The organism is Frankia sp. CeD (genome assembly GCF_000732115.1).
GTDB classification, from domain to species: domain Bacteria; phylum Actinomycetota; class Actinomycetes; order Frankiales; family Frankiaceae; genus Frankia; species Frankia casuarinae.
The window spans coordinates 1-10,982 of record NZ_JPGU01000068.1 but is presented as its reverse complement, the minus strand read 5'-3'; the positions used below and the strand labels follow the sequence as shown (position 1 = coordinate 10,982).

General features: G+C 71.2%; 8 protein-coding genes and 1 pseudogene. 4 read left to right on the top strand and 5 right to left on the bottom strand.

From position 1 onward, the window contains the following. Window positions 1–294 (bottom strand): annotated as a pseudogene (locus tag CED_RS20200) (IS66 family transposase); the annotation flags it as partial. Window positions 295–700: 406 nt separating this feature from the next. On the opposite strand from CED_RS20200, the gene CED_RS20195 reads away from it, so the two are divergent. Then, window positions 701–1,423 carry a phage-related terminase large subunit gene (locus CED_RS20195; protein ID WP_011436855.1) on the top strand — a complete coding sequence of 241 codons (723 nt, stop codon included), beginning with the start codon at window positions 701–703 and terminating at the stop codon, window positions 1,421–1,423. A gap of 98 nt (window positions 1,424–1,521) precedes the next feature. Here the strand turns inward: CED_RS20195 and CED_RS20190 are convergent, their stop codons facing one another. Both CED_RS20190 and CED_RS20185 read right to left on the bottom strand, forming a co-directional pair. Continuing rightward, window positions 1,522–2,187 (bottom strand): response regulator transcription factor, encoded by a 666-nt coding sequence (locus CED_RS20190; RefSeq protein WP_011436856.1) that lies wholly within the window; start codon window positions 2,185–2,187, stop codon window positions 1,522–1,524. Next, window positions 2,184–3,605, bottom strand: coding sequence for a HAMP domain-containing sensor histidine kinase (locus CED_RS20185; RefSeq protein ID WP_051868964.1), 1,422 nt, complete (start codon window positions 3,603–3,605; stop codon window positions 2,184–2,186). The genes CED_RS20190 and CED_RS20185 overlap by 4 nt, the downstream gene beginning before the upstream one ends. A gap of 455 nt (window positions 3,606–4,060) precedes the next feature. On the opposite strand from CED_RS20185, the gene CED_RS20180 reads away from it, so the two are divergent. The 3 genes from CED_RS20180 (at window position 4,061) to CED_RS20170 (ending at window position 7,884) form a co-directional block, all read left to right on the top strand. Continuing rightward, window positions 4,061–5,728 (top strand): ABC transporter permease, encoded by a 1,668-nt coding sequence (locus tag CED_RS20180; protein WP_152569812.1) that lies wholly within the window; start codon window positions 4,061–4,063, stop codon window positions 5,726–5,728. Window positions 5,729–5,831: 103 nt separating this feature from the next. Next, entirely contained in the window at window positions 5,832–6,515 is a 684-nt protein-coding gene (locus tag CED_RS20175) for an ABC transporter ATP-binding protein (protein ID WP_011436859.1), read from the top strand. Between the two features lie 52 nt (window positions 6,516–6,567). Further along, window positions 6,568–7,884, top strand: a complete 1,317-nt coding sequence (locus tag CED_RS20170) for an ABC transporter permease (RefSeq protein ID WP_035913325.1) — start codon at window positions 6,568–6,570, stop codon at window positions 7,882–7,884. An 82-nt stretch (window positions 7,885–7,966) separates the two neighbouring features. On the opposite strand, the gene CED_RS20165 is transcribed toward CED_RS20170, so the two are convergent. Both CED_RS20165 and CED_RS20160 read right to left on the bottom strand, forming a co-directional pair. Beyond that, window positions 7,967–8,806, bottom strand: coding sequence for an alpha/beta fold hydrolase (locus CED_RS20165; protein WP_011436861.1), 840 nt, complete (start codon window positions 8,804–8,806; stop codon window positions 7,967–7,969). Window positions 8,807–8,809: 3 nt separating this feature from the next. Beyond that, window positions 8,810–10,982, bottom strand: a 2,173-nt coding sequence (locus CED_RS20160; RefSeq protein WP_035913323.1) for a condensation domain-containing protein, incomplete at its 5' end; no start/stop codon positions are given.

Below are 10,982 nucleotides of genomic sequence, written 5' to 3'. Positions count from 1 at the left end.
CCCCTCACCAGCCGCCCCGTCCCGACCATCACCGCTGTCCCCTGCGCCGGCGCAGGCCGGCGGCCCGCCCGACGCGCGCTCCGACGACCGGCCGAACAGCATCCGACGCAACGTCGCCAGTTCCGCCCGCAACGCCTCAAGCTCGGCCGCGGCCGCGGTCTCCCGCGCGAGCAGCCGGGCATGCTCCGTCCCCAGCTCCGCGAGCTCGACTCGCAGACGGCCGTTCTCCACCAACACATCCGCCAGCGCCTCACCACCAGCAACGCCGCAAACNCCCGACTCGACAACCGCCACGCACCNCAGCAAACCATCCCGACCAGCGAACCNTCACCCACGGAGACCATCAGGNCACACCCAGNCCCCNCAGCCACCGCCAACGTCGATCAACTCAACGGGACTTCCGACTACGTACGCTCCACTGTCGCCACCATCCTCGGGCAGACGGTGCACATCGTAGGGGCCTCGGACTCAAGGAGCGAGGGTCGCATCCGTGGACTCACCGCGAAGACCGTCCTCTACGACGAGATCACGCTCTCGCCGGAACCCATGTTCCAGCAGACCCTCGCGCGTCTGAGCCTGCCCTACAGTCGTCTGATCGGTTCGACTAATCCCGATAGTCCGGCGCATTGGCTCAGAAAAAAAATTCCTGCTACGTGCCGGTGAGCTTGGCGCCGGGCTCGCGCACTTCCATTTTACGCTCATGGATAACCCCAGCCTTTCGCCGGCCTACGTCGAGGCGCTGAAGAAGGAGTACGTCGGCCTCTGGTATGCCAGGTTCGTCGAGGGGCGCTGGATCATGGCTGAGGGTGTCGTGTACGACATGTGGGACGAGGACCGCATGGTCGAAGACGAAATCCCCAGTATCGTGCGCTGGGTAGGCACGGGCGTGGACCACGGCCAAGTTAATCCGTTCAACGCCATCGTCGGCGGCATCGGGGTGGACCGCCGCCTTCACCTGGTGGCCGAATACCGGTACGAGTCGAAGCTCGCGCGCAGACAGAAGACCGACGCCGAGTACTCGATGGCGTTGCAGGAGTTCCACGCGCAGGTACCGATCCCGGGTACGAGCCTTCGGGGTGTGCGACCGGAGTACATCTGCGTCGACCCCTCGGCCGCGTCGTTCGTGACCCAGCTCTACCGAGACGGTGTCAGCGGCGTGATGAACGCAGACAACGCGGTTCTCGACGGTATCCGCATGGTGGCGTCGCTGATGGGCAACGACCGGCTTCGCGTGCACCGGTCCGTGAAGGGCTGGCGGGAAGAGGTCGGCTCGTATGCCTGGGACGATGACGCTTCGGAGCGCGGCGAGGAACGTCCGGTGAAGACCGAGGACCACGCGATGGATAGCGCACGGTATCTAATCAAGAGCACAGAGCCACTGTGGTACAGCACTCTCCGTCAGCCGCTCCAGCCTGCCGCGTAGAAGGGCCTGCCTGTGGGATCCCGTCCGACTCTCGCCGGCCTCGCCGCCCGACGCCGCCGCAAGCCCCCGATGGCCGGCCCGCAGCAGGCCCCGCCGGGTCAGTCGGCCGGGATGATCCGGTAGCCGACCCCCGCGAGCGTCTCGATGACGGGCGGGTCGCCGAGTTTGCGACGCAGCCGTCCAATGGTGACCGAGACGGTCTTGGTGAAGGGGTCCGCGTACTCGTCCCAGACCTGTTCGAGCAGCCGCTCGGCACTCAGCGGGGCCGGCATCGCGCGCAACAGTGCCTCCAGTACGGCGAATTCCTTGGCGGAGAGATCGAGTCGCCGCCCGTCACGGATGGCGGTGTGGCGCAGTGGGTCGAGTTCGACACCGCCGGCTTTGAGGACGCGTGGCTGCGCGGTGGGCCGACGCCGGGCCAGTGCCCGCACCCGTAGGACGAGTTCGGGAAAGTGGAAGGGTTTGGGGAGGTAGTCGTCCGCGCCGAGGCTCAGCCCGGTGACACGATCGGCGCTGGTGTCGGCCGCGGTGAGCATCAGAACCATGGCCGGGTCCTCGGAATCTATGATCATCCGGCACAACATGTCACCGTTCAGGCCGGGGAGGTCACGGTCGAGCAGCACGACGTCGTAGCGGTTGACATCGAGTTTGGCGGCGGCGTCGAGACCGTCGTAGCTGACGTCGACAGCCATGCCGTGGTCACGGAGGCCTTCGGCGATGTCGTCGGCGAGGCGGTGCACGTCCTCGACGACGAGCACTCTCACCGCGACCCCCCGGGCCTCACCGCGACCCCGGCCTCACCGCGACCCCCCGGCACCCTCGGCACCCTCGGCACCCCCGACACCGGAGCGCGGCCGACGAGCGGCATGGTGATGACGGCCCGCAGACCGCCCTCGGGTCGGGCGCTCAGGTGCAGAGCGCCGTCATGGGCCGCGGCGATCGCGGCGACGATCGACAGCCCGAGCCCGACGCTGCCGGCGGTCGTGCGGTCGGCGGCCAGGCGGCGAAACGGCTGCCCGAGCTGCTGGACGTCGGCGTCGTCGAGCGGCGGCCCGGCGTTCTCGATCGTCAGGTGGGCAATCCTGGCGTCATCCGTGCCGCCGGTGGCGGGGTGGCAGCGGACCTGGACCTGGACGTGGACGAAGCCGCCGGGATGGTTGTAGCGCAGGGCGTTGTCGAGGAGGTTGTCGACCAGGCGCCGCAGCAGCGTCGGGTTTCCGATGATCTCGACGGCCGCGAGCTGACGGTGGATGTGCACGCCCAGCTCGGCGGCGTGAGGTTCGCGGGCTGCCAGCGCGGCGACGACGAGGCCGGTGAGCGAGACGGCGGCATCATTGCCGGGTGCCCCCTGATGGGCCCGCGCCAGGGTGAGGAAATTCTCGATCAGCCGGTCGGCCTGGTCGAGTCCCTCGCGAAGCTTGCCGGCGAGCACGGTGACCTCCCGCGGCACGGGCTGGGGTTTGCCCTCGGCGACATCGAGCGAGGTCCGCATCATCGTGAGCGGGGTGCGCAGCTCGTGGGAGGCATTGGCGACGAAGCGTCGCTGCGCCTCGAACGCGGTCTCCAGGCGGGCCAGCAGCCCGTCTATGGTGTCACCAAGGTCGGTGAGTTCATCCTGCGGGCCGGGTAGGTCCAGGCGCTCGTGCAGGTTCTCCTGGGAGATCCGCAGGGTGGTCGCGGTCATCGTGCGCAACGGGCGCAGCACCCGNCCCGCCACCAGCCAGCCGAGCCAGATCGACACAACCGCCATGATCGCCAGTGCGATCCCGGACTCGACGAGCAACTGGTGCAGGTAGCTGTGGTGGACCTGCGAGGCGACCGCCGACGAGGCCCGTGGCGGGGCCGGTTGCCCGTTGAGTGGGCCGCCCTGGGTTTCCGGCATGCCGGTCGGGGNGGNNNNGATCTGGATGGTGGCGGTGACGTGCAGCACCAGAAGATACGTGATCGCCAGCAGCGCGGCGCCGGACAGGACGAACAAGCTGCCGTAGAGCAGCGTCAGGCGCAATCGGACCGTGCGCGGGAGCAGCCTCGCCCACGGCCACCGACGGAGGCGGGCGACCAGCCCGCTGGAACGCGGGGCGGCAGCGGCGGCTGACACCGCCCGCCGAGCCGGCTCGGGCGGCTCGGCGGGNGTACCGGACGCCGCGGCAGCCGTCCTCGCCCGCTCGGCCAGGTCACTCACGCTTGGCTGCCACCTCTCGCAGATCCCGCACTGGAACCACCGTGCGCTGAAACCACCGTGCGCTGAAACCACCGTCGCCTGTTGGCGCATGCGAACGGGAACCGGCTTCGGTGCGACCTTCCGCCCTCCCAGGATCCCACCCGCGCGGGTAACAGGGCGGTAACAGCTGACGTTGACCCCGTGTTGCCGCCCCCGTCATATCAACGTCCCAGTAACCGGACGCAGCCGAGAATCGGACCGAGCGCCGATCCCGCACCTGACGAGGACGTGAGCGAGATGAACAACACACCACAGGCCACACCACAGGCCATGCCGCAGACCACACCACAGACCAGAGCCGCGGACCGGTACCCCGCGACGCCCGCAGCGACGCCCGCAGCGACCAGGCGGTCTTCGGCGGCGCGCAGGACGGTCGGCGCCGCGGCGGTTGCCCTGTGCCTGCTCGGCGCCGCCGCGTGCCAGGGCTCGAAGACGTCGCCCGATCCCGGGTCGGCTACCAGCTCGCCGGCTACCAGCTCGCCGGCTACCAGCTCGCCGGCTACCAGCTCGCCCGACCCGGGTCAGGTTCAGCAGCAGCAACAACAGCAGGCCCCGGGTGGTGGATCGCGGCCAGATCTGGGTACCCCGTTCACGCCGTCCGGGCATTCGTCGGCGAGCCTGCCCCCGCTGTCCGGAAACGGGNCATGACCGCGCTCGGCACCCACAGGCCGGCCCACGCACCGGCGACATCCTCGAGCAGGTTCTTCGTGACCTACCTGCTGCGCGGCCTGCGGGGACGGGCCCGGCAGACAGTGATCGTCGCGGTCGGTCTGGCGGTGGGGGTCGCTGCGGTGGTCACGCTGACCGCGGCGTCGACGGGCGTGAGCCGGGCGCAGACCACGGTGCTCCACTCGCTATACGGGGTGGGCACCGACATCTCGGTGACGACGGCGGCCACCAGCGGCTCGGGTTCGAGCGGTTCGGGTTCGAATCAGGGCCTGGTCACGTCCGGAGACGCGGGCAAGGAGTTCTTCCGGCTGCCGCCCGGCCTCGGGCTGCTGGATTCCTCAGCCCTGGCCCCGATCTCGAAGATGTCCGGCGTGGCCGAGGTCGCGGGCGGCCTGAGCGTGGGTGAGACGGTCGTCGGCCCGACGCCGTCCACCGGCGGGCTACCCAGCCTCACCTCGACCAGCATCGACGGGGTCGATGTCGCGCACCTCAAGCTCGGCCCGTACGCCTCCGGCACGCTCACCTCGGGCCGGTCCTTCACCACCGCGGACGCCGACGCCGACCGCGCCGTGATCGACGCGCGTTACGCGGCCGCGCACAACCTTGGGGTGGGCTCGACGATCGTGATCGCCAAGACCCGCTTCACCGTGATCGGCATCATCAGCCAACCAGCCGCCAGCGACCCGGAGGACGTCTTCATCCCGCTCGGCCGCGCCCGGGCACTCGCCTCCTCCGCCCGGCCCGACCTGGCCGGGAAGCTTACCGCGATCTACGTGGCCGCCGCCGGCGCGGCCGACATCCCCACCGTGCACGACAAGATCGCCAAGCTGCTCCCGAGTGCCACCGTCACCAGCTCGTCGGACCTGGCCAGCAGGGTCAGCGGGTCGCTGGCCAGCGCCGCCGACCTCGCGCGCGACCTCGGCCGCTGGCTGGCCGTGGCGATGCTCCTCGCCGCATTCGCGCTGGCCGCCCTGCTGACCACCGCCGCGGTGCGGCGGCGGGTTCGCGAGTTCGGCACGCTCAAGGCACTCGGGTGGCATACCCGGCGCATCATCGCCCAGATCATGGCCGAATCGCTCGTGACCGGCCTGGCCGGAGCCGCGGTCGGAATCGGGCTCGGGTTCGCCGGCGCCGCCGTCATCGACGCGATCGCCCCCACGCTGACCGCGGCCGTCGCCCTGAACCCCGGCTCGACACCACCCCAGGGCGCGCTGATCAAGAACGGCAGCCTCGAGACGATGACGCTGCCCGGCGGGGTGCACACCCTCAGCGTCCACCTGCACGCCACCGTCGGGGCCGCGACGATCCTGCTCGCGGTCGTGCTCGCGATCGTCGGCGCGGTCCTCGCCGGCGCGCTCGGCAGCTGGCGCGTCGCCCGGCTGCGCCCGGCCCACGCCCTCGTCCGCGTCGCCTGACCAGCCCACCAGCACACCAGCACACCAGCCCCGGCCACCCGCACCCGCTTACCGCCCTTCCCGAGGTCGAACCGAGCTTTCCCGAGATCGAATCGAGAACCCGATGTATACCCTTACCGGCGTTTCCAAGACCTTCCGCGCCCGTGGCAGCACCGTCACCGCGGTGCGGGACCTGAACCTGTCCATCGCCGACGGCGAATGGCTCGCCATCCAGGGCCGCACCGGCAGCGGCAAGAGCACCCTGCTGCAGCTGTTGGGCGGCATGGACCGGCCCAGCACCGGCACCGTCAACCTCGACGGTCAGGACCTGGCCACGATGTCCGAGAAACAGCTCACCGAGATCCGTGCCGCCCGGGTCGGCTTCGTGTTCCAGATGTTCAACCTCATCCCCACCCTGTCCGCGATCGAGAACGTCGAAGCCGCCCTCGTTCCGCTGCGCACCCCCGCCGTCCAGCGCCGGGAACGCGCGGCGGCAGCGCTGGCGGCCGTGGGCCTGGCCGATCGAGCCGGACACCTGCCCTCCGAGCTGTCCGGCGGCCAGCAACAACGCGTGGGGATCGCCCGGGCCCTGGTCAAGGAACCCAGCGTGCTGCTCGCCGACGAGCCCACCGGCAACCTCGACGTCGACACCCGCGACGAGATCCTCACGCTGCTCGAACAGATCTGGACCGCCAACCAGCTCACGCTCGTGCTCGTCACCCACGACAGCGCCGTCGCGGCCCTCGCCGAACGTGTTGCCGTCATGCACGACGGCAAGCTGGACATCACCGGTACGCGGATCGGGTGACCGGCATGTCAAACGCACGCCGCCGGTCGGCGAACGCACGATCGGAGCCCTCATGTTCGTCCTGACCTATCTTCGACGTGAACTGCGGCACCGGTCGCGTCAGGCGATGCTCGTCGCCACGGGGCTCGCCGTCGGCGTCGGGCTCGTCCTCGCCACGACGGCTACCGCCGCCGCGGTCGACGACGCGCAGACCGCGGTGCTACACACGCTGAACGGGATCGGCACCGNCCNCNCCGTCACCGCCACACCATCGGCCGACCGTCGCGCCGGCGCGACCGGCAGCGGCAGCGCGGACGGCAGCGGCAGCGCGGACGGCGCGAGCAGCACGGGCCTGTCGGTGGCCGGCGGGGCGGTGCTGGATTCGTCGACGGTGCGGGCCATCGCCGGGCTGGCGCACGTCGCCGGCGTCGCGGACTCGTTGGTCCTGAGCGAGATCACCCTCCCGCCGACCGGCTCGGGCGGCATCCCGACCAGCACGAGGATCGACGGGATCGACGTCACGCGCCTGGGCCTCGGGCCAGCCGCGTCCGCCACGCTCCGCTCGGGCCGTCCCCTGTCCCGGGCCGACAGCCGCGGCGACGTCGCGGTCATCGACACCCAGTACGCCGCCGCCCACCACCTTGGCGTCGGATCGACGATCACCGTTGCCGGGACCCGGTTCGCCGTCGTCGGGATCGTCTCCCAACCCACGGCCACCGGCGCGGCCAGCATCTACCTCCCGCTCGCTGCCGCCCAGCGGCTGCCCGCCGGCCAGCACTCGAAGCCGCTGGCGGGGAAGGTGAGTACGATCTACGTCTCGGCGAGCACCGCGGCCGACGTCGGCGCGGTCGAAACCGAGCTCGCCGCGCTCCTGCCCTCGGCCACCCTCAGCAGCTCACGCGNCCTCGCCGAGGCGGTCAACGGCTCTCTCGCCAGCGCCACCACCCTCATGCACGATCTCGGCACCTGGCTCACCGTGGGCGTGCTGTTGGCCACCGTCGCCGCCGCCAGCCTGTTCACCCTCGCCTCCGTAACCCGGCGGACGCGCGAACTCGGAACCCTGAAAGCGATCGGCTGGACCAGCTGGCGCGTCATCACGCAGATCATGGCCGAGTCCGGCACGGTCGGCCTCGCCGGCGCGGCGCTCGGAGTCGCGGTCGGCTACGCCGGCATCGGTCTTGTCAACGCGGTCGCACCGACCCTGACCGCCACCGTCGGCACCGGCACGGGCGCGCACAACCTCGCCGTGCACCTGAACGCACACACCGAGCCAAGCACCCTCGCGGCGGCGGCCCTGATCGCCATCGCCGCGGCCCTGATCGCCGGCACGCTCGCGGCCTGGCGCACGACCCGGCTGCGGCCGGCCCACGCCCTGGCCGAGGTCGAATGAACGCCAAGGCTCCCACGCACCTCCATCACCGGCGGCCGGGGCTCGATGACGGAACGGGTCAGCCGTGTTGATTACCGCGGCACTACGTGACGATGACCTGACCGGGCACTGCGCCGGTCGTTTGCCGAGCAAAGAAGCCCAGAATGGCCGAGTTCACTTCGGTGGGGCGTTCCAGGTAGCCGTAGTGGCCGCAGCCCGGAATTTCTTCGTAGGTGGCTCCCGGGATGGCCTCGGCGACTTCGCGGCACAGCGGTGGACGGACTATCAGGTCGTCCTGGAAGCCGATCACCAGACAGGGGCACTGGATATGCGCGAAGCCCGGCCGGCGGTCGGGGATGAGTTCCAGGCCCAGTTGGCCGCGGGCCGCCGAGAGGGTCACCGCGGAGACCTCGAAGACGTCGAGCCAGTCCCTGATCTGCCGTTCGTCGTTGAGCGTACGCGGCGAGAGGCTCTGCAGCGCATGCATGAAAGCCGCATAACGCGCAGGTACCGTGACACCGCTGTCGTACAGCTCTATTTCGGCTAGGGACATGGCGGTGGCCAGCGCGTCGGACCTGCCGCGGGTCGCCATCAGCACGGCCTGCCCGACCAACCGGGGCCGGGCGACGAGCAGCTCCTGCACGATCATGGCGCCGAGTGAGAAGCCCACAACCCGGCAGCCCTCGACGCCCAGATGCTCGATGAGGGCGGCGGTGTCGGCCACCATGTCGGCCAGCGTGAACCCCTCAGGCCCGGCGTCGGAGGGCGGAATGCCCCGGTTGTCCATCGTGATGACGCGGTAGCCCGCGGCTCGCAGCGCCGGCACCTGGTGGGTCCGCCAGACGCGCCCGGGGGCTCCCGTCCCGGTGACCAGGAGGACCGGCGCTCCCACGCCGTAGTCATCGAAGCTCAGGTTGATCCCGTTGATCCGAGCCACCGGCATCGGCTAGTCCTCCATCGCGATTTCCGCTTCCAGCTCCTCAAGCTGCTGCTGGGCCAGGCTGAGCAGCGGAAAGTCGGACGGGCTGTGCCCGCCGGCCCCCGGGCGGCCCGCCTGAGCGGCCAGCCCGGTCAGCATCGCCACCCACCCGTCGGTCAGCTCCCGCACCGCGTCCGGCTCGAGAAGACCGGCAGGCCACGACAGCGACACGGTGAGCTCGGGCCCGTCGGGCCCGTCTTCGACGATCCCGTCCGCCTCCAGCGCGTGCGCGACGGGCATCCGCTCGGGCATGTCCCCGCCCAGCGCCACCGGCTGCCACTCCTCCTGCCTGGCCGAGGTGGTGAACCGGCCCAGGTAGTNGAACCCGATCTGCGGCACCGGTGGCGCGGCCAGCGCCGGTCCCGTGACCACGTTGAGATAGCGCAGCACGCCGAAGCCCAGGCCATCGCCCGGCACCGCCCGCACCTGCTCCTTCACCCGCTTGATCACCACGCCCGCGGCATCGCCACCCGCCCGTACCTCGGCGAAGTCCACCCGACCCGGGTCCAGCCGGACGGGATGCACGCTGGTGAACCAGCCGACCGTACGCGACAGATCCACGTCATCGGCCAGCGGCTCGCGCCCGTGCCCCTCCACATCCACCAGCACCGGGCCTGGCACCCCGCGCCATTCGGTCACCGCCAGCGACAGACCTGTCAGCAGCACGTCGTCGATCCCGGCGTGGAACACCGCGGGTACGGTTGTCAGCAGCGCCGCCGTCACGTCACGCGGCACCGGGACCGACACCCGCCGTACGCTCGACACCGTGTCGCGAGCGGGGTCCAGGGGACGCCCGCCCAGCGGCGGCTCGGGATCGGCCAGCAACCGCTGCCACCCAGGCAGTTCCGCCACCCGCGCCGGGTCGTCCGCCGAGCCGGCCAGCAGCCCCGCCCACCGGCGGAACGAGGTGCCCACCGGCTCCAGCGAAGCCCCCGTACAGGCCGCCGCCAGGTCCGGCAGCAGCACCCGCCACGACACCCCGTCGACCACCAGGTGGTGCGCCACCAGCAGCACCCGGCCGGGGGCATCCGGCCCCCGATCCAGCCACACCACCTGCAGCATCACCCCGGCCTCCGGATCGAGCCGCCGCGCCGCCGACCGGCCCACCGCGGCCACCAGCGAGGTCAGCTCGGGCCCGGTCAGACCGGCGGCGTCCACCCGGTGCACCGACGAGGAGGCGTCCAGACCAGGCGGCGGAATGTCCAGCCGCCACGAGGCGACGTCCGGGCCGGGGCACACCAGCCGCGCCCGCAGCGCGTCGTGCCGGTCCACCAGAGCCTGGACCGCCGTGACCAACCGGCCCTCGCCCAGCCCAGCCGGCACGATCGTCAGCACCGACTGGGAGAACCGGCGCAGCCCGGTCCGCTCGGCCACCCAACGCATCACCGGGATCAACGGGNCCTCNCCGACGGCCAGGTCGTCGACCGCCGGTCCGGCGGGCCTGCTCTCCGCCACCAGCGCGAGGCGGGCGGGCGTCTTGTCCTCGAACACCTGCCTGGGCGTGATCACCATGCCCGCACGGCGGGCCCGGGCCACCAGCTGCATCGACATGATCGAGTCGCCGCCGAGGTCGAAGAAGCTGTCGTCGGCCCCGACGTACTCCAGGTGCAGCAGCTCGGCGAACAGCGCGCACAGCGCCTCCTCGACGGGCGTCCGGGGCTCCCGGCCACCGGCCAGGCCCGCGAAGTCGGGNGCCGGCAGCGCGTCCCGGTCCAGCTTGCCGTTGACCGTCAACGGCAACGCGTCCAGCAGCACTACCGCGGAAGGAACCATGTAGTCCGGCAACAGCCCGGCCGCGAAGTCCCGGAGGTCCGAGCCGTCCCCGGCGGTTCCGGCGGTCCCGGCGGTCCCGGCGAGATAGGCCACGAGGNGNNGGTGGCCGGGCTGGTCCTCACGCATCACGACGGCGACCTGGTCGACGGCGGGATGCCCGGACAGCACGGCCTCGATCTCGCCGGGCTCGATCCGGAAACCACGGATCTTCACCTGCGCATCCGCCCGCCCGGCGAACACCAGCCCACCATCGCCGGTCCACCGGGCCAGGTCACCCGTGCGGTACATGCGCTCCCCCGACCCCCCGAACGGGCAGGCCACGAACCGCTCCCCGGTCAACGCGGGACGATTGAGATAGCCACGGGCC

Excerpts from the sequence above, each read along its gene's own strand:
- CED_RS20195 (WP_011436855.1), top strand. The coding sequence starts at position 701 with ATGGATAACCCCAGCCTTTCGCCGGCCTACGTCGAGGCGCTGAAGAAG.
- CED_RS20175 (WP_011436859.1), top strand. The coding sequence starts at position 5,832 with ATGTATACCCTTACCGGCGTTTCCAAGACCTTCCGCGCCCGTGGCAGC.
- CED_RS20165 (WP_011436861.1), bottom strand. The coding sequence starts at position 8,806 with ATGCCGGTGGCTCGGATCAACGGGATCAACCTGAGCTTCGATGACTAC.